This window comes from Anaerotignum lactatifermentans DSM 14214 (assembly GCF_900142265.1).
Classification (GTDB): Bacteria; Bacillota; Clostridia; order Lachnospirales; family Anaerotignaceae; genus Anaerotignum; species Anaerotignum lactatifermentans.
This window is the reverse complement of the sequence record NZ_FRAH01000005.1, coordinates 43,506-69,116: the sequence shown is the minus strand read 5'-3', so window position 1 is coordinate 69,116 and position 25,611 is coordinate 43,506. Positions and strand designations below refer to the sequence as shown.

At 44.3% G+C, this 25,611-nt stretch carries 21 protein-coding genes; 19 read left to right on the top strand and 2 right to left on the bottom strand.

Annotated features, from left to right (window positions below; all coding sequences use genetic code 11):
• The first annotated feature begins 3 nt into the window (after positions 1 to 3).
• From BUB35_RS02230 to BUB35_RS02210, 5 genes are all read left to right on the top strand, one after another.
• Positions 4 to 855, top strand: coding sequence for an NAD(+)/NADH kinase (locus tag BUB35_RS02230; RefSeq protein ID WP_072848763.1), 852 nt, complete (start codon positions 4 to 6; stop codon positions 853 to 855).
• 23 nt (positions 856 to 878) lie between these two features.
• The gene (argR, locus tag BUB35_RS02225) at positions 879 to 1,334 is read left to right on the top strand and encodes an arginine repressor (protein WP_022364359.1); all 456 of its coding nucleotides are present in this window, start codon (positions 879 to 881) and stop codon (positions 1,332 to 1,334) included.
• 18 nt (positions 1,335 to 1,352) lie between these two features.
• Complete coding sequence (gene recN, locus BUB35_RS02220) at positions 1,353 to 3,032, top strand: DNA repair protein RecN (RefSeq protein WP_072848669.1); 1,680 nt, start codon at positions 1,353 to 1,355, stop codon at positions 3,030 to 3,032.
• A gap of 147 nt (positions 3,033 to 3,179) precedes the next feature.
• Entirely contained in the window at positions 3,180 to 4,523 is a 1,344-nt protein-coding gene (locus BUB35_RS02215) for an MATE family efflux transporter (protein WP_072848667.1), read from the top strand.
• Between the two features lie 82 nt (positions 4,524 to 4,605).
• Entirely contained in the window at positions 4,606 to 4,791 is a 186-nt protein-coding gene (locus BUB35_RS02210) for a hypothetical protein (RefSeq protein ID WP_072848665.1), read from the top strand.
• Positions 4,792 to 4,848: 57 nt separating this feature from the next.
• On the opposite strand, the gene BUB35_RS02205 is transcribed toward BUB35_RS02210, so the two are convergent.
• A complete protein-coding gene (locus tag BUB35_RS02205; protein WP_072848663.1) occupies positions 4,849 to 5,262 on the bottom strand; it encodes a helix-turn-helix domain-containing protein in 414 nt (137 codons plus the stop codon).
• A gap of 291 nt (positions 5,263 to 5,553) precedes the next feature.
• Here BUB35_RS02205 and nifS point away from each other — a divergent pair, with 291 nt between their 5' ends.
• From nifS to BUB35_RS02140, 14 genes are all read left to right on the top strand, one after another.
• Entirely contained in the window at positions 5,554 to 6,735 is a 1,182-nt protein-coding gene (gene nifS / locus BUB35_RS02200; RefSeq protein ID WP_072848661.1) for a cysteine desulfurase NifS, read from the top strand.
• A 59-nt stretch (positions 6,736 to 6,794) separates the two neighbouring features.
• Complete coding sequence (gene nifU, locus BUB35_RS02195) at positions 6,795 to 7,232, top strand: Fe-S cluster assembly scaffold protein NifU (protein WP_022253652.1); 438 nt, start codon at positions 6,795 to 6,797, stop codon at positions 7,230 to 7,232.
• A gap of 142 nt (positions 7,233 to 7,374) precedes the next feature.
• Complete coding sequence (gene mnmA, locus BUB35_RS02190; RefSeq protein WP_072848660.1) at positions 7,375 to 8,481, top strand: tRNA 2-thiouridine(34) synthase MnmA; 1,107 nt, start codon at positions 7,375 to 7,377, stop codon at positions 8,479 to 8,481.
• A 135-nt stretch (positions 8,482 to 8,616) separates the two neighbouring features.
• On the top strand, positions 8,617 to 10,305 hold the full coding sequence (locus tag BUB35_RS02185; RefSeq protein ID WP_072848659.1) for a Na/Pi cotransporter family protein: 1,689 nt from the start codon (positions 8,617 to 8,619) through the stop codon (positions 10,303 to 10,305).
• 126 nt (positions 10,306 to 10,431) lie between these two features.
• Entirely contained in the window at positions 10,432 to 10,980 is a 549-nt protein-coding gene (locus BUB35_RS02180) for an N-acetylmuramoyl-L-alanine amidase family protein (protein WP_072848761.1), read from the top strand.
• 216 nt (positions 10,981 to 11,196) lie between these two features.
• Positions 11,197 to 13,269 (top strand): elongation factor G, encoded by a 2,073-nt coding sequence (fusA, locus tag BUB35_RS02175; RefSeq protein ID WP_072848658.1) that lies wholly within the window; start codon positions 11,197 to 11,199, stop codon positions 13,267 to 13,269.
• Positions 13,270 to 13,522: 253 nt separating this feature from the next.
• Positions 13,523 to 14,392, top strand: a complete 870-nt coding sequence (locus BUB35_RS02170; RefSeq protein WP_084730516.1) for an NAD(P)/FAD-dependent oxidoreductase — start codon at positions 13,523 to 13,525, stop codon at positions 14,390 to 14,392.
• A gap of 250 nt (positions 14,393 to 14,642) precedes the next feature.
• Positions 14,643 to 14,930, top strand: a complete 288-nt coding sequence (locus BUB35_RS02165) for a co-chaperone GroES (protein ID WP_022364353.1) — start codon at positions 14,643 to 14,645, stop codon at positions 14,928 to 14,930.
• A gap of 38 nt (positions 14,931 to 14,968) precedes the next feature.
• Positions 14,969 to 16,600, top strand: a complete 1,632-nt coding sequence (gene groL, locus BUB35_RS02160; protein ID WP_072848657.1) for a chaperonin GroEL — start codon at positions 14,969 to 14,971, stop codon at positions 16,598 to 16,600.
• 194 nt (positions 16,601 to 16,794) lie between these two features.
• Positions 16,795 to 17,844 (top strand): flavodoxin-dependent (E)-4-hydroxy-3-methylbut-2-enyl-diphosphate synthase, encoded by a 1,050-nt coding sequence (ispG, locus tag BUB35_RS02155; RefSeq protein ID WP_072848656.1) that lies wholly within the window; start codon positions 16,795 to 16,797, stop codon positions 17,842 to 17,844.
• Positions 17,845 to 17,874: 30 nt separating this feature from the next.
• Positions 17,875 to 22,206: a PolC-type DNA polymerase III gene (locus tag BUB35_RS02150; protein ID WP_072848655.1), complete on the top strand. Its 4,332-nt coding sequence runs from the start codon at positions 17,875 to 17,877 to the stop codon at positions 22,204 to 22,206.
• A 12-nt stretch (positions 22,207 to 22,218) separates the two neighbouring features.
• Entirely contained in the window at positions 22,219 to 22,344 is a 126-nt protein-coding gene (locus BUB35_RS19425) for a PF20097 family protein (RefSeq protein WP_242949176.1), read from the top strand.
• Positions 22,345 to 22,565: 221 nt separating this feature from the next.
• Complete coding sequence (locus BUB35_RS02145; protein WP_072848654.1) at positions 22,566 to 23,471, top strand: hypothetical protein; 906 nt, start codon at positions 22,566 to 22,568, stop codon at positions 23,469 to 23,471.
• Positions 23,472 to 23,498: 27 nt separating this feature from the next.
• Positions 23,499 to 24,005: a hypothetical protein gene (locus BUB35_RS02140; protein ID WP_072848653.1), complete on the top strand. Its 507-nt coding sequence runs from the start codon at positions 23,499 to 23,501 to the stop codon at positions 24,003 to 24,005.
• Positions 24,006 to 24,061: 56 nt separating this feature from the next.
• On the opposite strand, the gene BUB35_RS02135 is transcribed toward BUB35_RS02140, so the two are convergent.
• Positions 24,062 to 25,411 carry an MATE family efflux transporter gene (locus BUB35_RS02135; RefSeq protein WP_072848650.1) on the bottom strand — a complete coding sequence of 450 codons (1,350 nt, stop codon included), beginning with the start codon at positions 25,409 to 25,411 and terminating at the stop codon, positions 24,062 to 24,064.
• Positions 25,412 to 25,611 lie beyond the last annotated feature (200 nt).

Genomic DNA, 25,611 nt, shown 5'->3' with positions numbered 1-25,611 from the left:
GGTATGAAAAAAGTAGGAATACTTCCAAATTTGGAGAAAGATAAGGATTTTGCGGTAACCAATCGGCTGCTGCAATATTTGAAATTGAAAGAGTGTCAGCCATGTCTATCTATGAAGGCAGCAAAGCTTGCCGGATTGGAGGAATATGGCTGCTTAGAAGAAGAACTGTATCGGGATTCGGATTTTCTGATTTCTTTGGGCGGCGACGGTACCCTTCTCGGTGTCGGCAGAAAGTCAGCGCCCTATGGTACGCCGATTTTGGGCATCAATTTAGGGACGCTGGGATTTTTGACAGCGGAAGAAAAAAATCATGCAGAGTATGCCATTGATAAAGTGCTGGCAGGCGATTATAAAATGGAAAAACGCATGATGCTGCAGGCGACCATTGCCACAGATATGGAACGAATCGAGGGGATTCTTGCCCTGAATGATATTTGTATTACCAGAGGTTTGCTCTACAAAATTCTGGAGTTTAATATTTACGTCAATGAGGAATATGTGGATACCCTTCGGGCGGATGGTGTTATCATTTGCACACCTACAGGCTCCACGGCGTATAATCTGTCTGCTGGTGGTCCCGTTCTGAAAGCAGATGCGCAGATTATTGCCATTACGCCAATCTCCGCGCATACCCTTACTAGCCGTTCCATTGTGGTTTCGGCTGACGATGTGGTGACAGTGGAAATCAATCCCAGAGAAGAGGCGGATTTTACCGTCAGTGCTGATGGGCAGGATGCTTGGACACTGACAGGTAAAAAAGTTGTGCAGGTGAAAAGAGCAAAGGAATATGCTTCCATTATCAAAACAAATCCGCAGAGTTTTTATGATGTATTGCGTCAGAAACTCAGCAGATAGAGAATAGAAAGGTTGTGACGAGTTTGAAAATTGCCAGACATGCGAAAATATTGGAACTGATCGAAAAATACGATATTGAAACCCAGGACGAATTGGCGCAGAAACTGTGTGAAGAAGGCTTTATGGTTACACAGGCAACTGTTTCCAGGGACATCCGGGAAATGAAGCTGACAAAAATCGCCACTGAGCGGGGAAAACAGAAATATTCTGTCATTACCGGCAATGATACGGAAATTACAGAACGTTTGACACGTGTATTCAAAGAAGCAGTTGTAAAAATGGACTATGCACAGAATATGATTGTCATCAAGACATTGGAAGGTATGGGCATGGCAGTGGCAGTTGCGCTGGATAACATGCAGAACCCGGAAATCCTGGGAACCATTGCCGGGGATGATACCGTATTCTGCGTAGTCAGAACACACAATCAGGCAGCGGTGATTATTGAAAAGCTGTATCGTATCATTCATAGTGCCTAAGAAACGGGGAATGTAAAAATGCTGGAACATTTGCATATCAAAAACGTAGCACTGATTGCAGAAAGTGAACTGCATTTTGAAAAGGGCTTGAATATCCTCACAGGGGAAACAGGCGCCGGGAAATCCATGATTATAGATTCCCTGCATTTTGCACTGGGCGGTCGGGTAAACCGTGATTTTCTGCGAAAGGAAGAACAGTCGGCAGTGGTGGAAGCCTTGTTTTCCGCAGAGAACCCGAAGGTTTCTGCTTTTTTGGAGGAAAACGGTATTCCAGTAGAGGAAGATGGTACATTGCTCATTGCCCGCACCATGCAGGCATCAGGAAAAACCGTTGCCCGTGTCAATGGCAGCACGGTCACAGCCGGTATGCTGAAGGAATTGGCAGGAGAATTGCTGGATATTTATGGACAGCATGAACATCAGTCATTGCTGAATCCCAGTCGGCATATTCATTTGCTGGACCGTTTTTGCGGCGAGGCATTGGAAGAAAAACTGGCGGAATACCGCAAGGAATTCAGCAGAGAAAAAGAACTGAAAAAACAGCTGGAAATGCTCTGTGGGGAAGAAAGCAGCCGTGCCCAGCGATTGGATATCCTCCAATTTCAGAAAGAAGAAATTGAAGGTGCCTCTCTGCGTGCCGGCGAGGAAGAAGAACTGCTGGAGCAGAAAAAACGTCTGGGCAGTGTAGAAAAGCTTATGCGTTTGTCTGTGGAAGGCGTAGAATTGCTTTATGATGGCAGAGAAGGTATGGCTTCTGCCTGTGATAATCTGGGAGAGGCGTTGCGGTGTTTGCAGGAAGCGGCAGCACTGGATAACAGTCTGTCAGAACTTTGCGAGCGTATGGACAATGTGTATGCGCAGCTGGAAGACGGCGCAAGGGAATGGAAGAAGTACACCCATTTGCTGGAAGCAGACCCGGACGCACTGGAAAATATCGAAGAACGTTTGCAGACCATTTACCGTCTGAAAAGAAAATATGGCGGCAGTGTGGAAGCAGTTCTGGATTTTTATCAGAAAGCAGTGGAAGAACTGGATTTTCTCCTAAACAGTGAGGAACGCGCGGCGGAACTGGAACAGGCGTTGCAGGCAGTTCATGAACATATGACAGCCTTGGCTGGAGAAATCACAGCTATTCGGAAAAATACAGCTTTGCAGGTGCAGACACAGGTGGAACAGGCACTGCATGATATGGAAATGGCACAGGCAAGATTCTATATTTCCGTAGAAAAACGGGAAAATTTTGCCGCAGACGGTCTGGATAAAGTGGAATTTCTGATTTCTGCCAACGCGGGGGAGGACTTGAAGCCTCTGGCAAAAATCGCATCCGGCGGGGAAATGTCCCGCGTGATGCTGGCATTGAAAACAGTGCTGGTGGATGCAGACGAAATTGGAACCTTTATTTTTGACGAAATCGACACAGGTGTCAGCGGTAAGACTGCCAGAAAAGTTGGGGAAAAAATGAGTCTGCTGGGGAAAAAGCGGCAGATCCTGTGTATTACCCATTTGCCTCAGATTGCGGCTATGGCAGATAATCATTTTCGCATAGAAAAACATGTGGCGGAAGGGCGAACCACCACAACCGTAGAAACATTAGATGAGAACGCTTCCTGTCGAGAAATTGCGCGGCTTATGGGCGGTGAGGAAATCACAGAAACCACCATGGCGGCAGCAAGAGAACTGCGGCGGGAAAAACCTTGAGGAAAACCCTCTTGACAAGTAAAACATACATTGCTACAATGAGTTTGTTCATCGGAGGGTGCGTAATACAAAAGAGATTACAGCCGGATAAGATGGCAGGTGAAAGTCCTGCTTCTTATCCGGCTTTTTTTATGAAAGGAGAAGCGTATGACACAGGAATTTTCTTTGACAGAAGGAAAGATCAGTACTACATTGCTGCGGTTTGCAGTGCCCTTTTTGCTTGCCAGTTTTCTGCAGGCGTTATATGGTGCAGCGGATTTGTATGTGGTGGGGCGTTTTGATACGGCTGCTGGCGTATCGGCTGTTGCCATTGGCAGTCAGGTCATGCAGACCATTACAGGCATCATACTGGGTATTTCTACCGGCGGTACGGTTTTGCTGGGCAGATGCATTGGTGAAGGAAATCCAAGAGGCGCAGCAAAAGCAGTGGGTACCATTGCGTCATCTTTTTTGCTTCTGGCAGTGATTTTAACGCCACTGATGCTGTTCTTGACAGAATCCATTGTAACAGCTATGGAAACGCCTCAGGAAGCGGCAGAGGCAGCTAAAGCATATATTTTTACCTGTTCCGCAGGGATTCCTTTTATCATTGGATATAATGCAGTTAGCGGTATTTTCCGTGGACTGGGTGACTCCAAAACACCTGTGTATTTTATATTGATTGCCTGCATTGTCAATATTGGTGTGGACTTTTTGCTGGTAGGCGGTTTTGGCATGGGTGCCGAAGGTGCTGCCATTGCGACGGTTGCTGCACAGGCAATCAGTTTTCTTGCTGCACTGATATATATTAGAAAGAAAGGTTTTTCCTTTCCTGTATATAAAAAGGACTTTATTCCAGACCCAGAGTCGGCGCTGCGTATCTGGAAAGTGGGGCTGCCTCTGGCATTGCAGGATGCATTGGTCAATATTTCTTTTTTGGTTATCACAGCCATTGTGAATACATTAGGGCTGGTTCCTTCGGCAGCAGTAGGTGTTGTGGAAAAAATTATCATTTTCGCAATGCTGCCGCCTACGTCTTTTGCTTCGGCTGTTGCTGCTATGACAGCCCAGAATCTGGGAGCAGGAAAGGCGGACCGGGCACGAAAAACACTGTGGTTTGGCATTGGATATGCATTGGTCTTTGGTGTGCTGTTTTGCATATACTGTCAGTGGAACCCGGAAAGCATCACGGGGATATTTTCCAAAGAGACAGAGGTGGTCAGCGCAGCGGCAGATTACCTGCGGTCCTATTCCATTGACTGCATTTTGGTTGCCTTTATTTTCTGTATGAATTCCTATTTCAGCGGTTATGGGAAATCGGTGATTGCTTTTGCCCACAGCATGCTGGCAACCTTTGGTGTGCGTATTCCGGCTACGGCTTTTTTGAGCCGTTATGCAGGAGAATCGCTGTATGTCATGGGGTTGGCTTCCCCTTTGGCAACCTTTGTTTCTCTGGTGATTTGCCTGTTTTTCCTGCGGTATCTCCATCGAAAAACCGTTGGAATTTTGTAAGAAAATCATAACAAAACCATAACAAAAACCGAATGATTTTCTGCTATGCTATAAAGAAATATGGCAAGGAGGATGGAAGAAGATGAAAAACAAGCATTTGTGGCTGGCTCTGGGGGAAGGGCTGCTGTTTATGATACTTTTCCTGCATCGCTATGAGTTGGAGTGGATGTGTTGGGTGCAGATGCTCATTTGCATTATTGTTGGTATCAAAGTTCTGGATCATTTGCGTGCGTTTTATGAAGATAGAAGAATGATTGGGAAAAAATAAAAAAACCCTTTTGCTGTGGAAAGCAATCTTTCCGCAGCAAAAGGGTTTTTTACATGATTAATCTTTACGATATTCTTTTTCAGTCTGTGCAACACGCAGCAAAGAAGATTTTTCCGTTGCGTTTTCTTCTTTTCGCATAGCATCGCGATCCAATAACCACTGCATATACATAAGCAGTTCTTCTCTGCTGTTTTTACTCAGTTGTGCATAATAGGTCTGGAATCGGTTAAATTCTATGGAATCATCATCTACCATATAAGGATGGCGGATGTCATTGACCCCCAGAAGATAGTCTAAAGAAACATCAAAAATAGATGCGATTTTTTTCAAATCAGGGATAGAGGGCTGATTGCGTCCGGATTCGTAGTTAGCAATGGCGGTATAACCATAGTTTAACATTTCTCCCAATTTTACCTGTGTCAGTTTTTTTTCTTTTCGCAGCATTTTCAGTCGATCTTTAAATTCCTGCAATCTGCTCACCTCATTTTTCATTTTTTCTTTCGCATAATTCACTATAACTGTTGCAAATACATATTTTATTATATGGTTAATACAGAACCGAGAAAAGGCATTGTCACAGATAGAAAAATATTTTTACTAATGTTTGCAAATTGCAAAAAATTAATGGCGTATCGGATTTTGCACTATTTTTTTAATTCCTATTGACAAACTATGAAAAGTATGGTACATTTAATTCACACAAAGCATATAAGAATACTATGATATATAAAATGATAATTTGTTTTAGAGGAGGACAAGACTATGGCAACAAAAATTTATATGGATCATGCAGCAACAACTCCTGTCAGAAAAGAAGTTCTGGAAGCAATGCTTCCTTATTTTACAGAGTATTACGGAAATGCATCCGGCATTTACGGCATTGCCAAAGAGAGTAAAAAGGCAATGGAAAAAGCAAGAGAACAGGTGGCAGCAGCCATCAATGCACAGCCTTCTGAAATCTATTTTACAGCAGGTGGCTCCGAAAGTGACAATATGGCACTGCGGGGTGTGGCAGAAGCACTGAAAGATAAGGGCAATCATATTATTACCACAAAAATTGAACATCATGCGATTTTGCATACTTGTGAATATCTGGAAAAACATGGTTTCCGTGTGACATATCTGGATGTAGACGCAGACGGCAAAGTCAGATTGGAAGATCTGGAAGCGGCTATCTGTCCAGAAACCATTCTCATTTCCGTGATGTTTGCCAACAATGAAATCGGTACCATCGAACCAATCGCGGAAATCGGGAAACTGGCACATGAAAAAGGCATCTACCTCCACACAGACGCTGTACAGGCAATGGGTCATGTTCCCATTGATGTGGAAGAAATGCACATTGACCTGCTGTCTATCAGTGGTCACAAACTGGGTGCACCAAAAGGCATCGGCGCTATTTATATCCGTAAAGGCGTACGCATCACACCTTTGATTTTCGGCGGTGCACAGGAAAAGAAAATGCGTGCAGGCACAGAAAACATCCCCGGTATTGTAGGTCTGGGCAAGGCAGTGGAACTGGCTGCCGCAGAACTGCCAGAAACAAGAGCAACGCTGGAAAAAATGCGTGACAGACTGATCCACGGCATTTTGGAAGCCATTCCTTACAGCAAACTGAATGGTCATCCTACAGACCGTCTGCCGGGCAACTGCAATATTTCCTTTGAATTTATTGAAGGCGAATCCATGCTGCTGTTGTTAGACGCTTTGGGCGTAGCGGCATCCAGTGGTTCCGCTTGCACATCCGGTTCTCTGGATCCTTCTCATGTGCTTCTGGCCATCGGGCTGCCTCATGAAAAAGCCCATGGTTCTTTAAGACTGACACTGGATACAGACAATACAGAGGAAGAAATTGATTTTATTTTGGAAAAACTGCCTCAGATTGTGGCAAGACTGCGGGAAATGTCTCCCCTTTATGAAGAAGTCAGCAAACAGGCAAAATAATTATAAATACAAAGAGAAGGTTACAAATTGATTGTTTGAATACTCAGGAGGAATGATTTATGGAATACAGCGCAAAAGTAATGGATCACTTTATGAATCCCAGAAACGTAGGCGAAATTGAAGATGCCAGCGGTGTTGGTACCGTTGGTAACGCAAAATGCGGCGATATTATGAAGGTATATTTGCAGATTGAAGACGGCATCATTCAGGATGCAAAATTCAAAACATTTGGCTGTGGCGCAGCCGTAGCTACCAGCTCTATGGCAACAGAACTGGTGAAAGGCAAAACCATTCAGCAGGCGCTGGAAGTAACAAACAAAGCGGTTATGGAAGCGCTGGATGGGCTGCCTCCTGTAAAGGTACACTGTTCCTGCTTGGCAGAAGAAGCGCTCCACGCAGCACTTTGGGATTATGCAGAAAAAAATCACATTGTCATCGAAGGTCTGAAAAAACCTGTCAATGACATTGATGAACTCCATCATCATACAGAAGAATAAATGAAATCAAAAAGTCCGATTCTCTTTCGGGAGCATCGGACTTTTTCTGTATTTGGAAAGAGAAGGAAAGCCTTGTTTCCCAATGGGGAATATGGTACCATGAGAAACGAAAAACGAAAATAATATAAGGTCGGTGAAACCATTGTCAAAAGGAAAAGTAATTATCGGAATGTCTGGCGGCGTAGACAGTTCTACGGCTGCTTATTTATTAAAAGAAGAAGGGTATGAAGTGATCGGCGTCACCATGGGTATGTGGCAGGAGCCGGGAGAAACAGAAGGCTGCGGCAATCTTTCTGCTGTGAAAGATGCTTCCCGTGTAGCGGAAAAGTTGGGAATCGAATTCCATGTTTTGGACTTTCGGAAAGAATTTCGTGAAAATGTCGTGGATTACTTCATTAATAGCTATGAAAGAGGCATGACCCCCAATCCTTGTATTGCCTGCAACCGTCATGTAAAATGGGCAGCTCTGTTGGATTATGCCAACAAAATTGGGGCAGATTATATTGCAACAGGACATTATGCCCGCATTGAAAAACATCCTGTTACAGGCAGATACTCCATCAAAGCGTCTGTTACAGCGGCAAAAGACCAGACCTATGCCTTGTATCGCCTGACGCAGGAACAGCTGGAAAGAACATTGATGCCTGTGGGCTTCTATGAAAAGGATGAAATCCGTAAAATCGCTGCCAATATTGATGATTTCATTGCGAAGAAAAGCGACAGTCAGGATATTTGCTTCATTCCTGACGGAGATTATGGTGCCTTTTTGGAACGGGAAAGAGGCAAAAATCATTGCCCGGGAAATTTTGTAGACATGGAAGGCAACGTACTTGGACAGCATAAAGGCTTGATTTACTATACCGTTGGACAGCGAAAAGGCTTAGGGATTGCTTTTGGTAAACCTATGTATGTATATGGTTTGGATGTGGATAAGAACGAAGTTATCCTTTGTGATAACGAAACCCTTTTCTCCAGAACTGTATATGCAAACCAGATTAACTGCATGTCTGTGCCGGAATTTACAGACGGCATGCGTTTCCGCGGAAAAATCCGTTACAGCCACAAGATGGCAGACTGTACCGTACGTATGGTAGGAGAGGACTTGCTGGAATGTACCTTTGATGAGCCTCAGAGAGCCATTACACCGGGACAGGCTTTGGTGCTTTATGACGGGGAATATGTGGCTGGCGGCGGTACCATTTTAGGAGCAAAACTGCCAATTCATCAAAGAAAGAACGAAGCTGAATAAAGATTTTGTATATATTTTCAAAAACTGCTATTTGTCGCATTTTGTAATTGCATGGAACCATTGTTTGTGGTATCATGTTTGATGGTATATAAACAAGGGTTATGTTCTATAAGAAAAATTTATAGGGAGGCAGCGATGAATTACGCACAAATGATTATTCCGTTTATTGGCGGTCTGGCTTTGTTTATCTACGGCATGAACATCATGGCGCAGGGTCTTCAGAACGCCGCCGGCTCCAAAATGAAGAGCATTTTGGAAGCACTGACACAGAACAAATTGATGGGGATTGCTCTGGGTGCATTGGTAACAGCCATTGTACAGAGTTCCTCCGCAACAACCGTTATGGTCGTTGGTTTTGTAAATGCTGGTTTGATGAACCTGACACAGGCCATGAGTGTTATCATGGGTGCCAACATTGGTACAACTGTAACAGGCTGGCTGGTATCCAGTTCCGAATGGGCAAAGATGTTCAGCCCCGCAACCATTGCACCTCTGGCGGTTATGCTGGGTGTCATCTTGATGATGAGCGGTAAAAATGCCCGCCGGAAAGAAATTGCTTCTATTGTAATTGGTTTTGGTGTGTTGTTTATTGGTATCGAAAGCATGTCATCTTCCGTAGAACCTCTGCGTGATTCCGAAGCTTTCCGTTCCATGTTTGTAACACTGGGCAAAAACCCTCTGCTGGGTATTTTTGCTGGTACTTTTGTAACAGCCATTATCCAGAGCTCCTCTGCATCTCAGGGTATTCTGCTGTCCTTGGCGGCTTCCGGTCTGGTGCCTTTCAATGCGGCAGTATATATCATCATGGGTCAGAATATCGGTACTTGTGTAACCGCTCTGATCAGTGGTATTGGCGCTACAAAAACAGCAAAATGTGTTGGTTACATGCACCTGATGTTTAATATTACCGGTACCATCGTATTCAGTATCGTAGCGATCGTGTACTTTACTGTTCTCAATCCTGCTATGGGCAGCGAGATCATTACTCAGACACAGATCAGTGCCATCCACACAATCTTCAACATTGGTACAACTCTGATGGTAATTCCCTTGTCTAATATCATCATCAAAATTGCAAAGAGAATCAACCATGTACAGGAAATCGAACGCAAAGACGAAAGTCAGCTGGTTCATCTGGACAAACGTATTCTGGAAACACCCAGCCTGGCAGTAGAAGGCGCAAAACTGGAAACACTGCGTCTGGGTCGTATTGCACTGGAAAACCTGCAGAGCTCTTTTGATGCACTGATTAAGAAAGACCATGATAAGATCGAAGAAGTAAAACAGCGCGAAAATGTTGTGGATAAGGTTTGTGACAGCATTTCTGAATATCTGATCAAACTGTGTACTTTGCAGATCAGTGAAAAAGACAATCAGACAGTAACATCCTTGCTCAATACCATCAGTGATATGGAACGTGTGGGTGACCATGCGGAAAACATTGCAGAACTGGCAGAAGAAATGGAAAGAGAAGAAATCACATTCTCCAACATGGCTTTGGATGAATTGAGTGAAATGACAAAGGTAACATTGGCAAGTTACGAAAATGCGCTGAAAGCATTGGAAAACAACGACATTACCTACGCTATGAAAACCGCTGTACTGGAAGAACAGGTGGACGCACTGGAAAAGAAACTTCGTGCAAGCCATATCGACCGTCTGTCCAATGCGGAATGTAATGTAAACTCTGGTATCCATTTCCTGGAAATGCTGGGCAATCTGGAACGTGTTTCCGACCATGCAATGAACATTGCACAGGTAGTATTGAACGAAAACAGAGTAGAAAAGAATTATCACGACGAAGCAATCATGCCCGTTGTTTAATAAAAACGAGAAAAAGCCTTTTGCTGTGTGAAAACATGGCAAAGGGCTTTTTTGATGTATACAGGCACAAATCAACGAAAAACTGAATACATAAGAAAAGAGAACAGAAAGAAAGGCGGAATGAGAATGCCGCGTGTTTATCTGAGTCCTTCTTTGCAGGAGTATAATTTGTATGTAAACGGTGGAACAGAGGAGGAGATCACCAATCTCATTGCCGATGCCATGGAGCCTTATTTGCTGGCATCTGGCATTGAATTTACGAGAAATCGACCGGAAATGAGTCTGGGGGAAGCCATTGCCGCTTCCAATGAAGGAAATTATGACCTGCATTTTGCCATTCATTCCAATGCAGCGCCGGAAAGTCTGGCAGGGAAATTGCAGGGGGTGGATGCGTATTATTTTTACAATAGCCCTTATGGCGGAGAAATGGCGGATATTGTTACGGAAAATATGAAGCAGGTTTATCCAGATGGAGAAAAAGTACAGTCTGTGGCAACGGCAACCCTGCGGGAATTGCGCCGTACCAATGCGCCGGCAGTGCTGGTGGAAGTAGGGTATCACGATAATATAGAGGATGCGCAGTGGATCAAAGAGAATATTGATCAGATTGCCAAAGCGCTGGCAAAATCCATTGCGGATTATTTCGGTGTGCCCTTTCGTCAGCCGCAGGTATAAATATTTCTGAAAAATTATACAATGTCTATCACGAATTACAATAGCTGTTTTATGCTATCCTCCAAAGAGAAAGTTTTTTTATAAAAAATAAAGGGAAATCGTAACAAGTGCCGTATTTATATTGATATGTATATTGTGTAAATGCTATATAATACTGTATACATGAAAACTGACGGGCGACTTGTCCGATTATTCAATACCAAGGGAGGTATCAGTATGAAAAGTTACGCAGCAGATAAGGTGAGAAACGTAGTACTATTGGGTCACAGCGGTTCCGGGAAAACCACTTATGCCGAAGCAGCGCTGTTCTATTCCGGAGCAACAAAGAGATTCGGGAAAGTGGACGAAGGCAATACCGTTAGTGACTACGATCCAGAAGAAATTCGCCGTAAGGTATCTATCAGTACATCCGTACTGCCTGTAGAATGGCAGGATACAAAGATCAACTTCTTGGATACACCTGGTTATTTTGACTTCGTGGCTGAATCCAAACTGGCTATGAGCGTAGCGGATACAGCCCTGATCATGGTTTCCGCAAAATCCGGCGTAGAAGTTGGTACTGAAAAAGCATGGGAATATACCGAAGAAATGCATCTGCCTCGTATTTTCTTTGTAAACCAGATGGATGACGAAAATGCGGACTTTGAAAAAACATTGGCAGATATGCGTGTGAAATTCGGCAAATCCGTTGCACCTTTGCAGATTCCTTTCAATGATGCAGATGGCAAATTCGTTGGCTTCATCAATCTGATTAAGAGAGATGCAAGAAAGAAAGTAGACGGCAAACTGCAGCCCTGCGAAATGCCTGAAGATAAAAAGGACGAAGTAGAAGTTCTGCGTTCCATGTTGGTAGAAGTTGCAGCAGAAAGCAGCGACGAACTCATGGAAAAATTCTTCAATGACATTGAACTGACAGAAGAAGAAATCTACGATGGTCTGAAATATGGTATCGAAAATCATACCATCGCGCCTGTAATGTGTGGTTCCGCTACACTGGGCTATGGTGTAAAACTGCTTCTGAATACCATCGTTCGCTTTACACCTCCCGCAAACGAAGCAAAACCCAACTTCCATGCATTCCATAATGGTGAAAAAGTGGTTTACTGCTCCACAGACGACGAAAGATTCTCTGCTTTTGTATTCAAAACCATCGCAGACCCTTATATTGGTCGTCTGAACCTGTTCAGAGTTATGACTGGTAAACTGGACGCTTCTATGAGCGTTTATAACGAAGAAAAAGATACAGTGGAAAAAGTTGGTCACCTGTATGTTATCAGAGGGAAAGAACAGATCGAAGTGGATGAACTCCATTCCGGTGATATCGGCGCTCTGGCAAAACTGTCCAACACTTCCACACAGGATACACTGTCTTTGAAAGAAGCAAACATCGTTATTCCCAAAATCAACCTGCCTGAATCCGTTCTGTGCATGGCAATCCAGCCCAAAGGCAAAGGCGATGAAGACAAACTGTCCGCAGCTCTTTCCAAGATCCGTGAAGAAGATCCTACCATCAAGATGGAAGTGAACAAAGAAACAAAACAGACATTGATTTATGGTATCGGCGAACAGCAGCTGGATGTTATGGTCAATAAACTGAAAAACAAATATAAGATTGAAGTGGAACTGAAAGATCCTATCATTCCTTATCGTGAAACAATCAAATCCAAAGCTTCCGTACGCGGCAGATATAAGAAACAGTCCGGCGGTCATGGTCAGTTCGGTGACGTTGTTATGGAATTCGAACCCAGCGGCGATCTGTCTGTACCTTATGTATTCGAAGAAAAGATCTTCGGCGGTTCCGTACCCAAACAGTACTTCCCCGCTGTAGAAAAAGGTCTGCAGGAATGCGTACAGTCTGGTGTACTGGCTGGTTACCCCGTAGTAGGTCTGAAAGCAACATTGACAGACGGTTCCTACCATCCTGTTGACTCTTCTGAAATGGCATTCAAGATGGCAACATCTGTAGCCTTCAAGGAAGGTATCCCTCAGGCAAAACCGACCATTCTGGAACCCATCGAACATGTGGAAGTTCTGATTCCTGAAAAATACATGGGAGATATCATGGGCGATATCAACAAACGTCGTGGTCGTATCCTGAGCATGGACGCTGTTGGCAATAAGAAATGCATCGTTGCAGAAGTTCCTACAGCTGAAATGCACAAATACGCAACAGACCTGCGTTCTCTGACTCAGAGCCGTGGCGATTACAGACACCACTTCGAACGTTACGAAGAAGCTCCTATGGAAATCCAGAAGAAAATTATCGCTGCAAGAGCAGAACAGAAATAAGAACATTGCAAATAGGATAACTTTATGATATTCTCAATGAGAGAAAATCCGAAATCAAGTGTCCAAAATGGTTCCCAATAAACCATGGACACATACTATGAAAATGAACAACGGTAGTTAGGAAAAGGCGGGTTTCAAGGTATTTGCTCCATGGAATCCGCCGATTCCGTATCCGTTGTTCAGAAACAGGGATTTTCGCATTATGAAAGGACATCGTTTGGTTATCCTGTTTTTATATGAAGGAGGAATGCTTGTGTTAGATGTAGCAATCATTGGTGGCGGTCCTGCTGCTTTATCCGCGGCGCTGAACTGTCGTCAGAGAAATAAAACCGTAACGATTTTTGGCAGAAGTTTGGACAGCTCTCTGCTCTTCGCAGCAGAAAAGGTGGACAACTACCTTGGTCTGCCGGATATGGCAGGGGAAGAACTGCTGAATACGTTTTATGCTCACGCCATGAAAAACGGTGTAGAATTTAAAGAAGCTCGTATCAGTCAGATCATGTCTATGGGAGATTCCTACATGATCAATGCGGAAAATGAATTCATTCAGGCGAAAGCCATCATCCTGGCAACAGGTCTGAGCAAAAGCAAAGGCATTGCCGGAGAAATGGAATATCTGGGGAAAGGCGTCAGCTACTGCGCAACCTGCGACGGTATGCTCTATCGTGGCAAAAAAGTCGTTGTGGTAGCGGAAAATGAAGAAGGGGAAGCAGAAGCAAACTTCTTGGCGGATATTTGTTCTGAAGTGCTGTATGTACCTCTTTATCAGCCCGTTCTGTCTTTGAAGGACAATGTCAAAGTAGTTAATGGCAAACCAAAAGCCGTTTTGGGAGAAAATGACCGTGTGACAGGTCTGGAACTGGCAGATGAAACACTGGGCTGTGATGGTATTTTCTTTGCGAAAAACTCTATGCCCCCTGAAAGCCTGCTTTTTGGTCTGGAAACAGAAGGCAAAAACATTGTGGTAAACCGTAAAATGGAAACAAACCTGCCTCGCGTTTATGCGGCAGGGGACTGCACAGGTGCGCCTTATCAGATTGCAAAGGCTGTTGGGGAAGGTCTGGTGGCAGCTCTTTCCGCAGCGGCAGCCATCGACCAGCTGGACAGAGAACAGCAGAAATAAAATAAAATTTTCTTAAAATTATCTCATTTTTTGCAAAAATAGAGTAAATGAAAGAAAACCGGAGAAATCAAGAGTAAAAATTAGTTTTTTTCTTGAATTTCTTCGGTTTTTTCTGTATATTTCTAAATTTTACAGAATAACATCTTATATGGGATTTGAATATTCCTGGGAAAATAGCTAATATAATATCAGAAATTAGCACTCGATACAGATGAGTGCTAACAACAAGAATACAAGGAGGCAGAATAATATGAAACTTGCACCATTAGGAGATAAAGTAGTATTGAAACAGTTGGAAGCAGAAGAAACCACAAAATCCGGTTTGATTCTGACTTCTTCTTCTCAGGAAAAACCCCAGGAAGCCATCGTTGTGGCAGTAGGTCCCGGCGGACTGGTTGGCGATGTAAATGTAGAAATGGTTCTGAAAGAAGGCGACCATGTTATCTTCCCTAGATACGGCGCTACGCAGATCAAATTTGAAGGCGAAGAATATCTGGTAATGCGTCAGAATGATATTCTGGCAATCGTAAAAGACTGATTTTAAAACTTCTCAATATTTAGGAGGCGTTATTGAATATGGCAAAAGAAATTAAATACAGCACCGACGCAAGAAGCGCAATGGCAGCCGGTGTTGACAAATTGGCAAATACCGTAAAAGTTACATTGGGTCCCAAAGGTCGTAACGTGGTTCTGGACAGAAAATTCACTTCTCCTTTGATCACAAACGACGGCGTGACCATCGCAAAGGACATCGAACTGGAAGATCCTTATGAAAATATGGGTGCACAGCTGGTAAAAGAAGTTGCAACACAGACAAACGATGTAGCCGGTGACGGTACTACAACAGCAACTGTTCTGGCACAGGCTATGATTCAGGAAGGTCTGAAAAACATCGCAGCAGGCGCAAATGCAATTATCCTGAGAAAAGGTATGCAGAAAGCAACTGATGCAGCAGTAGCAGAAATCAAGAAAATGAGCCAGGCTGTTACCACTAAGAAACATATCGCAAACGTTGCAGCGATTTCTGCTGGTGACGAAGAAGTCGGCAACATGATCGCTGACGCCATGGAAAAAGTAACAAACGACGGCGTTATTACAGTAGAAGAATCCAAAACAATGAAAACAGAACTGGATCTGGTAGAAGGTATGCAGTTCGATAAAGGTTATCTGTCCGCTTACATGTGCACAGATATGGATAAAATGGTAGCTGTTCTGGAAGATCCTTATATCCTGTTGACAGATAAGAAAATCTCCAACATTCAGGATCTGGTTCCTATTCTGGAACAGATCATGCAGACAGGCGGCAAAGTGCTGATCATTGCAGAAGACGTAGAAGGCGAAGCACTGGCTACACTGGTACTGAACAAATTGAGAGGTACATTCACATGCGTTGCAGTCAAAGCTCCTGGCTATGGCGAAAGAAGAAAAGCACAGCTGGCTGATATCGCAGCTCTGACAGGCGGTCAGGTCATCTCTGATGAACTGGGTATTGACCTGAAAGATGCTACTCTGGATATGCTGGGTCGTGCAAAAACTGTTCGTGTAGAAAAAGACCTGACCATCATCGCTGACGGCGCAGGCAGAAAAGACGAAATCGACGCAAGAATCCATCAGATTCGTACTGCAATCGAAGAAACAGAATCTGATTTCGATAGAGAAAAATTGCAGGAAAGACTGGCAAAACTGTGTGGCGGCGTAGCAGTCATCAAAGTTGGTGCAGCTACCGAAACAGAAATGAAAGAAAAGAAAATGCGTATGGAAGACGCACTGGCAGCTACTAGAGCCGCTGTGGAAGAAGGTATCGTAGCTGGTGGCGGTACAGCACTGCTGCATGCAGTAGAAAAAGTAAAAGCTGCATGTGCTGACCTGGCAGGCGATGAAAAAACAGGTGCTGATATCGTTGTGAAAGCACTGGAAGCTCCTCTGCGTCAGATTGTTGAAAACGCAGGTCTGGAAGGTTCCGTTATTGTAAACAAAGTAAAAGAAATGGCAGAAGGCGTTGGTTTCAATGCCCTGACAGAAGAATATGTGGAAATGGTAGAAGCAGGCATTCTGGACCCCGCAAAAGTAACCAGAAGCGCATTGCAGAACGCAACATCCGTTGCTTCCACATTCCTGACAACAGAAGCAGTCGTTGCGGAACTGCCCGCAAAAGCACCTGCTATGCCTGAAGCTGGCATGGGCGGCGGCATGGGCGGTTACATGTAAGCCGATAAAACATTCTAATACCTATGAAAAAGGGGCAGAGATCAAAATCTCTGTTCCTTTTTTTGTGCATTCAGCTTTTTTGCACAAGGGGAAGGCTGTTGTTTTGGCTGGTTTTGTGTGGTCTGTTTTTTCGGATTGTGCTATACTATACCATAGCGAAATATTGATTTGAATACATAAAAGGGAGTGCAGATATGCAGAGAACTCAGACTAGAACCGTACAGGTTGGCAATTTAAAATTGGGCGGCGGCAACCCCGTTGTTATCCAGTCCATGTGTAATACAGATACCAGAGATGTAGCGGCTACGGTGGCGCAGATTCATGCGCTGGAAGCGGCTGGCTGTGAACTGGTGCGTGTGGCAGTGCCTGATATGAAAGCGGCAGATGCCATTGGTGAAATCAAAAAACAGATTCATATTCCTCTGGTGGCAGACATTCACTTCGATTATCGTCTGGCACTGCGCGTCATGGAGCTGGGCATCGATAAAGTTCGTATCAACCCTGGTAACATCGGTGATGAAGACCGCATCCGTCAGGTGGTGGAAATGGCAAAAGAAAAACATATCCCCATCCGTATCGGTGTCAACAGCGGTTCTCTGGAAAAAGAACTGGTGGAAAAATACGGCGGGGTAACCCCTCAGGGTTTGGTGGAAAGTGCCCTGAAACATGTAAAAATTCTGGAAAAATATGATTTCCATGACATTGTTGTTTCCATTAAGGCTTCTGATGTGCCTTTCTCTCTGGAAGCCTATCGGATTCTGTCAGAAAGTATTCCTTATCCCATCCATGTGGGGATTACAGAAGCGGGAACTGTTTATATTGGTACCATCAAATCCGCAGTAGGTATTGGCGCGATTTTGGCAATGGGCATTGGTGATACCATTCGTGTATCTTTGACTGGTGACCCTGTGGAAGAAGTCCGTGCAGCGAAAGAAATTCTGAAATGTCTGGGTCTGCGGAAATTCGGCATTGAACTGATTTCCTGTCCTACTTGCGGCAGAACACAGATTGACCTGATTTCTATTGCAAATGAAGTGGAAAAACGTTGTGCTTCCATCAAAAAAGATATCAAAGTGGCAGTTATGGGCTGCGTGGTAAACGGTCCCGGCGAAGCGAAAGAAGCGGATATCGGTATTGCTGGCGGCAATGGCGTAGGTATCCTGTTCAAAAAAGGCGAACTCATCCGTAAAGTAGATGAAAGCCAGCTGGTAGACGCTTTGATGGAAGAAATTGATAAACTGTGATTTGGAAAATAAACGGAAAGGAGGGGCGATATGACAGCGAAAAAATTTCCGCTGGTATTTGATAAGGTTTCTCTTTCCGCCCCTTTGCAGGAAGTCTTTCGGGAAACCACGGTGCTTTCCCTGACCATCCACCGAAAGGAGCGGGAAATCGTAACAGAGATTGCGGCAGATGCAGTCATTCCGCCTTTGTATTGGGAAAAACTGCGGAAAGAAATGATGCAGCAGCTTCCTGGTGTGAAAGAAGTGCATATTTTCCCCAAATATCAGTTGATGGACAAGGAACCTAAGGCAGTTCTGGCAGATTTCTGGGATACCATTCGCAGTCATGTGGCAGCCCAGAGCAAAGTTTGCAGCGGTGTTATTTCCGATGCGGACTGGGATTATCAGGATGGAAAGATGCAGATTTTCGTAAAGCACAATATGGCTTACTATCTGTCCCAGAAAAAGCTGGATGATGCTGTGGCAAAGCTGGTGCAGGAAGAAACGGGACTGGCTATGTCTGTGCAGTTCAAAAACGTCCAAAGCAGCGAGGAAGACCGTGCCCGTATGGAACAGGAACAGCGGACAAAAACAGAGGAACTCCTCCAACAGATTGCTTCAGCCACACAGGCGGCAGAACAGGCGAAAGTTTCCGCGGAAGTGGGTGCAGTCAGCGAAGCTGTTTCCAGAGGTATCCTCTTTGGCAAAGAATTTACTGGTACTCCTGTGAAGATCGTAGATACCAAAATTCCCGGGGAATCTGTTATTGTGGAAGGGAATATTTTCAATATCGAACCCAGAGAAATCAAAGGGGAAAAATACATTGTTTCTTTTGACATTACAGATAAGTCCGATTCCACAACGGTAAAATTCTTTGTGAAACGGTCTGTTTTCGACAACGAACTGAAAGACAAGATTAAAAAAGACGCTTACCTCCGGGTGCAGGGGGAAGTGCAGTTTGATAAATACGCCAAGGAAATCAACATCATGGCAAAAGCCATTATGACGGCACAGGCACCTCCGCCTCGTATGGATACGGCAGAGGAAAAACGTGTGGAACTCCATCTCCATACCCAGATGAGCAGTATGGACGGCGTAACACCTGTAAAAACTTATATCAAACGTGCCATTGAATGGGGGCATAAAGCCATTGCGATCACAGACCATGGCGTGGTACAGGCATTCCCTGATGCCATGAATGCGGCAGATAAGTCTGATTTGAAAGTCATTTATGGCGTGGAAGCCTATCTCATTGACGACTTGGGCAATGCGGTGTTCTCCCCGAGAGGGCAGAATCTGGATGATACCTATGTGGTATTCGATATCGAAACCACAGGGCTTTCTAAGGAAAAAGAAATGATTACGGAAATTGGTGCCGTAAAGGTAGCAGACGGGAAAATCATTGACCGTTTCAGTACCTTTGTCAATCCACAGCGCCCCATTTCCGCGGAAATCACAAAACTGACAGGTATTACTGATGATATGGTGAAAGACGCGCCCACCATCGAAAATATTTTGCCGGAATTTTTGAAATTCTGTGAAGATACTGTACTGGTAGCCCACAATGCTTCTTTTGATACAGGCTTTATCCGCATTGCGGCAGAAAGAGCTGGTCTGGGAGAACTACATCATACCATTGTAGATACTTTGGAACTGGCAAGAGCATTGCTGCCGGAACTGAATAAGCACAAATTGGACATTGTTTGTGAACACTTGGGTGTAACCCTCAATGGACACCATCGCGCGGTCAACGATGCGGAAGCAACAGCGGAAGTATTTATTAAATTCTTGGATATGCTGGCAGAAAAGAAGATTTTCACCTTGGATGAAATCAATGTCCTTGCCAGCCGTACGGTGAACTATAAAAAACTCCGTGCTTATCATGCCATCATTCTGGTGAAGAACTATACAGGTTTGCGGAATCTGTACGAATTGGTTTCCATGGCTCATATTGATTATTTCTTCCGTCGCCCTAGAATCCCTAAAAGCAAATTTATGCAGATGCGGGAAGGCTTGATTTTGGGCAGTGCCTGCGAAGCGGGGGAACTGTACCGTGCTCTTTTGGACGGCGAACCCAAACAGCGTATTGAAGAACTGGTGCATTTCTATGATTATCTGGAAATCCAGCCTTTGGGGAACAATAAATTTATGATTGATTCTCCTAGAGTGGAAAATATTCACTCGATGGAGGATATCAAAAACATGAACCGGAAGATTGTGGAACTGGGTGAAACTTACGGCAAGCCTGTTGTGGCAACCTGTGACGTGCATTTCATTGACCCTGATGACGCGGCATACCGTAAAATCATCATGGCAGCGGAAGGTTTCCCCGATGCGGACAACCAGCCGCCCCTGTATTTCAGAACAACAGATGAAATGTTGGCGGAATTTGACTATCTGGGAGAGGAAAAGGCAAGAGAGGTTGTTATTACCAACACCAACCTCATTGCGGACCAGATTGAAAAAATCAAGCCCATTCCAGATGAAACATTCCCTCCTAAAATTGAGGGTGCCGATGAGCAGCTGCGGCAGATTTGCATGGATAAGGCGCATTCCATTTATGGCGATCCTTTGCCGCCATTGGTACAGGAGCGTTTGGAAACAGAACTGAACTCCATCATCAGCAACGGCTATGCGGTGCTTTATATCATTGCGCAGAAACTGGTATGGAAATCTGTGGCTGACGGCTATCTGGTTGGTTCCCGTGGTTCCGTAGGTTCTTCCTTTGCGGCAAACATGGCAGGGATTACGGAAGTAAACTCTTTGCCACCCCATTATGTTTGCCCTAACTGCAAATATTCCGACTTTGATTCGGATTTGGTGAAATCTTACGCCATGGAAGAAGCCAGCGGATGTGACATGCCTGATATGAACTGCCCGAAATGCGGTACACTCATGCATAAGGATGGTCACGATATTCCATTCCAGACATTCCTTGGATTTGAAGGGGATAAAGAACCGGATATTGACTTGAACTTTTCTGGGGAATATCAGCAGACAGCCCATGCCTATACAGAAGAATTGTTCGGCGTAGGGCATGTGTTCAAAGCCGGTACCATTGGCACCTTGGCAGATAAAACGGCTTATGGTTTTGTGAAAAAATACTTTGATGAACGGGAAATCACTGCCCATAATGCGGAGATTACCCGTCTGATGAATGGGTGTACTGGTGTCAAACGTACCACAGGGCAGCATCCCGGCGGTCTGATGGTTGTACCCAGTGACCATAATATCTATGAATTTTGCCCCATTCAGCGTCCGGCAAACGATGTGAATTCCACAGTCACAACCACACATTTTGACTATCATTCCATCAGTGGTCGTTTGCTGAAATTAGACCTGCTGGGGCACGACGATCCCACCGTCATTCGTATGCTTTACGACTTGACGGGCGTCAATCCCCAGACCGTACCTCTAGGCGATCCAGCAACCATGTCCCTTTTTGAATCTCCGGCGGCGTTGGGGGTTACAGCAGAGGACATCGGCTGTGAAACAGGGACTTTGGGTATTCCTGAATTTGGTACAAAATTCGTGCGTGGCATGCTGTTGGATACAAAACCGAAAACTTTCGCGGATTTGCTCCGTATTTCTGGCTTGTCCCATGGTACGGACGTATGGCTGGGCAATGCCCAGACCCTTATCGAAAACGGCACCATCACCCTGAAAGAAACCATCTCCACCCGTGATAGTATCATGATTTACCTCATTAATAAAGGTGTGGATAAGAAGAAATCCTTCAAGATCATGGAGAAAGTCAGAAAGGGGAAAGGGCTCACCGATGAGGACATTGCGGATATGAAAGCGGCAGATGTGCCAGATTGGTACATCGAATCCTGCCAGAAAATCAAGTACATGTTCCCGAAAGCCCATGCGGCAGCATATGTCATGATGGCGTTCCGTATTGCTTATTTCAAAATCAATTATCCGGAAGCATATTACGCAACGTACTTCACCGTACGTGCCTGTGATGATTTTGACTATAGCTGTATGTGCAAGGGTATGGACGTTGCCAAAGCGGCTATGCGGGAAATCCATGCCAAAGGTATGGAGGCAACAGCGAAAGATAAGGCAAAAATGACGGTTCTGGAATTGATCGTGGAATTTTATGCCCGCGGCTTCAAATTCCTGCCCATTGACCTCTATAAATCTGACTCCAGAAAATTCATTGTGACAGAGGAAGGGCTGATTCCGCCTTTCAACTCTTTGCAGGGGCTTGGCACCAATGCGGCGCAGAGCATTGTGGATGGCAGAGCGGCAGGGGAGTTCCATACCATTGAGGAGCTGAAAGAACGAACTTCTTTGGGACGTTCCCTCATTGATTTGCTGAAAGAAAATGGCGTTTTGAACGGCATTCCTGAAACCAATCAGCTGAGTCTGTTCTAAAGGGGGCATTTTATGAACTGTCCGAAATGCGGAAAAGAAATGGAAAAAGGCTGGATCAACAGTGCGCGAGAAGTGGTCTATACTCGTAAACTGAAAAAGTGGTTTATAGAAGCTTCAAAAATTGGCGATATTTCTTAGACGACCCATAATATGACATGCCCTAGATGTGAAGCTTATGTATGTCGGGATTGTCATTGGGTCATTGTGCCCTATGAGGACGAAAATCAATAAATATAACAAAAAAGCGACAAATCTTACAAGAAACGTAAGATTGTCGCTTTTTCATTGTATTTTTTTTGAAACTTCAGTATGCTGAAAAAAAGGGAGTTTTTGGTATTTGTAAGAACGGGGGAATGGCTATGAAAAAGAGAATTTTCTTGCTTTGCTGTGTGGTGGGCGTTATGATGCCAACAGCGGTGTATAGACAGGGTGTTCCCGTGACAAATGCTATAGTGGAGCAGTCGAATATGTATGAAGGAACCGTTATACAGCTGCAGGATTTGGACACAGGACGTTGTTATTATTTGACACAGCCAGCGGCAGTGGAGGATTTTCTGACGGAATGGAAAAATGCGTGGTTGACAGGAAAATCGGCAGAACTGCCTTATGGATATGACCGTTATAGATTTTATGTGCTTTCTGATGAACAGGCAGACAATCAGGATGTACAGTATGTGGTGTATCCAAACCAGAATATCCTATCCAGAATCACTTACACAAAGGACAAAATTTCAGACCAAACTGTAGATATCCAGTCAGAATATATGGAGATTTCCTCGGAAACAATGCAGAGTCTTGTGATAAAGCTGGAAACCATAGAGGAAACCTATTATCCATACGATGTGATGCTGTATATCCAAGGTATCAGAGTGACTTCTGTGGATTATGCTGATTTCAATAAACTGGGAATGTTTTTGAATGGTTATCTGCATGTTTTCCAGAATGCGTTTATTGATGCCAATGGTACCTTGCAGATATCTCTGGAGGACTGGAATACCATTTTTGCCACCCAGTATGGAAATACAAAAAATTTGACTTGCCAGAATGGCATCATCAAAAACAATTATTTCTCTACAAACATTTCCTGTGAGAATATCAATGGAAAAGTTTATATTCCCCTGCGGGAAGCAGTAAACCATTTCGGACATTTCTCTATGGAATGGGATAAACAGATGCGGAAAGCGGTTGTCATGGAAAAAGCCGTTTTTGAAAAACAGCAGGAGTATTGGAGCGAAGTTGAGAAGGCGGCAGAATCGTTAAAATAAAAATAGGACTGTGAGGAGGCTTGTGCTATGCAGAAAGGAAAAGCGGTCTTTTTTGGCATTGTTATGATTCTGGTCAATTTCTGTATTGCTGTTTGTATACAGGGGTTGCTGTTTTGCCCCATTTCCAGCCCTTTGCAGGCGGAAAGTCTGGCAAAAGCCTATGGGGAATTTGAAAATGCCCATATTTTAGATCATACAGTTTTAAAGGATTCGGAATTGATGCTGATAGAAAGGGAAGGCGATGTACAAATATTAGAATTACAGAGAAATTTATTTTTTCCCAGATACTGCCTTCTGGAAGCGCATGATATTCCAGAAGATGATTCCTTTTATACCACAGCAGCAGTAACATCACAGGTGGTATATCCATACCGTGTGGTAGACCGAAGTACAATCGATTTAGAAAATATAGAAGTCAAATCTGGATTTATGAAGAAAGGATTTCTGCTTTCCTATGGTATCTGCACATTTTTGCTGACAATGGCAGAAGGCTTCGGATATTTTCGGTGGAAAGAGATGCATTTATCAAAATAAGCAATCAAAAAGGCACGAAATTCTTTGGAATTTCGTGCCTTTTATCTTTTCGATGGTTAAGGCATGACCACTTTCTTTTCTTTCTGTAATTTGATAAAGAAGCCGATACACAAAAGCAGTTCAAAGAGGGCAGACATAGGTACCGCAATCCCAATGATGAGCAGGTTTGTACCCGGCAGACGGCTGAGGAAGTAAGAAAGGGGAATACGTACCAGGAATACGGTCAAAACCCCCTGAAGCAAAACGAATTTTGTTCTGCCTCTGCCGTTGAAATATCCCAGCATACAGAAGTTGATGGCTGTCAGCAGATATTCAAAGGAACAGCTTTTCAGATACAACTGGGTGGATGCAATAACTTCCGGGTCATTGGTAAAGATAGACGCCAGAAAATCTCCTTGCAGGAATGTCAGCAGGAACACCATGAATCCACAGCAGAAAGAGATTCTCACTGCTACAAAGAATGCCTTTGTGGCGCGGCTGATATTGTTTGCCCCAACGTTCTGCGCAACAAAAGCGGAAAGGGCAGACATGAAGCTCATGGGTACCAGCGCAAGGAAAACAAAAAGTTTTTCTGCGATGCCAACGCTGGCGGAAGCAACAACCCCTAAAGAGTTGAGGATGGATGTAATGATCAAAAAGGATACCGTTACCTGAAAATCCTGTGCGGCAATGGGCAGACCCAAAGAAATGATTCTGCGGACAGCGCCTTTTTGCTTGAAGTCAGAAAGTTTCAAGCGGAAGGGCAGGCGACGCTTTTTGGTGTATTTCATATAAACAATGGAGAAGAAAAAGCTGCTTGCCTGTGCAATGACCGTTGCCAGTGCCGCACCTGCTGTGGACATGTGGAACAGCCCAACAAAAACAAAGTCCAGAATGATATTAATGGTACAGGCAATCAATACAAACAAAAATGGAGATCTGGAGTTGCCCATACCACGGAAAATGCCGCTGACAGAGTTATAAGCGGTGATGAAAATCATACCAGAAGCACAAATGCGAATGTAAGTAATGGTTTCGGGCAGGGCTTCTTCGGGAACACGCATCAGCAGAGATGCCTGTTTTGCAAAACAAACAAGAACCACTGTAATCAGCAAAGCAATGCAGGTGAACAGTTTGATCTGTCCAGCAACAATATGGGCAGCTTCTTCCGGTTTTTTTGCACCGATGGCTTGCCCCAGCAGTACCGTTACACCCATGGTTAAGCCAGTAATGATGACAGTTGCTGCCTGCATGACCTGTCCGCCGGTAGCAACAGCGGAAATGCTTGCGGTGGTACCAAATTTCCCTACGACCATCAAGTCAACGCCGCCGTATAAAGCCTGTAGTACCAGCGACATCATCAGTGGGATTGCAAAACGAATCAGGGGCGCAGCAATTTTTCCTTCCAGAAATGTGTTGTTTTCCATAAAATCCTCCTTGCAAAAAAAACGCTAACAAGAATATACCCTTGTTAGCGTTAGTGTATCAAACGAAGCATTCCGTGAATGCTATATCATTATAAGGGGTGGGACAGTAAATGTCAAGGAGAATTCCGAAAGGAATTTCACCAATTTTCACGGGTAAACAGCGATATTTTTCAGCAGAAAAAGGCATGTTTCTTTTTGGA

Excerpts from the sequence above, each read along its gene's own strand:
- BUB35_RS02230 (WP_072848763.1), top strand. The coding sequence starts at position 4 with ATGAAAAAAGTAGGAATACTTCCAAATTTGGAGAAAGATAAGGATTTT.
- recN (WP_072848669.1), top strand. The coding sequence starts at position 1,353 with ATGCTGGAACATTTGCATATCAAAAACGTAGCACTGATTGCAGAAAGT.
- BUB35_RS02215 (WP_072848667.1), top strand. The coding sequence starts at position 3,180 with ATGACACAGGAATTTTCTTTGACAGAAGGAAAGATCAGTACTACATTG.
- BUB35_RS02210 (WP_072848665.1), top strand. The coding sequence starts at position 4,606 with ATGAAAAACAAGCATTTGTGGCTGGCTCTGGGGGAAGGGCTGCTGTTT.
- nifS (WP_072848661.1), top strand. The coding sequence starts at position 5,554 with ATGGCAACAAAAATTTATATGGATCATGCAGCAACAACTCCTGTCAGA.
- nifU (WP_022253652.1), top strand. The coding sequence starts at position 6,795 with ATGGAATACAGCGCAAAAGTAATGGATCACTTTATGAATCCCAGAAAC.
- BUB35_RS02185 (WP_072848659.1), top strand. The coding sequence starts at position 8,617 with ATGAATTACGCACAAATGATTATTCCGTTTATTGGCGGTCTGGCTTTG.
- BUB35_RS02180 (WP_072848761.1), top strand. The coding sequence starts at position 10,432 with ATGCCGCGTGTTTATCTGAGTCCTTCTTTGCAGGAGTATAATTTGTAT.
- fusA (WP_072848658.1), top strand. The coding sequence starts at position 11,197 with ATGAAAAGTTACGCAGCAGATAAGGTGAGAAACGTAGTACTATTGGGT.
- BUB35_RS02165 (WP_022364353.1), top strand. The coding sequence starts at position 14,643 with ATGAAACTTGCACCATTAGGAGATAAAGTAGTATTGAAACAGTTGGAA.
- groL (WP_072848657.1), top strand. The coding sequence starts at position 14,969 with ATGGCAAAAGAAATTAAATACAGCACCGACGCAAGAAGCGCAATGGCA.
- ispG (WP_072848656.1), top strand. The coding sequence starts at position 16,795 with ATGCAGAGAACTCAGACTAGAACCGTACAGGTTGGCAATTTAAAATTG.
- BUB35_RS02150 (WP_072848655.1), top strand. The coding sequence starts at position 17,875 with ATGACAGCGAAAAAATTTCCGCTGGTATTTGATAAGGTTTCTCTTTCC.
- BUB35_RS19425 (WP_242949176.1), top strand. The coding sequence starts at position 22,219 with ATGAACTGTCCGAAATGCGGAAAAGAAATGGAAAAAGGCTGGATCAAC.
- BUB35_RS02145 (WP_072848654.1), top strand. The coding sequence starts at position 22,566 with ATGAAAAAGAGAATTTTCTTGCTTTGCTGTGTGGTGGGCGTTATGATG.
- BUB35_RS02140 (WP_072848653.1), top strand. The coding sequence starts at position 23,499 with ATGCAGAAAGGAAAAGCGGTCTTTTTTGGCATTGTTATGATTCTGGTC.
- BUB35_RS02135 (WP_072848650.1), bottom strand. The coding sequence starts at position 25,411 with ATGGAAAACAACACATTTCTGGAAGGAAAAATTGCTGCGCCCCTGATT.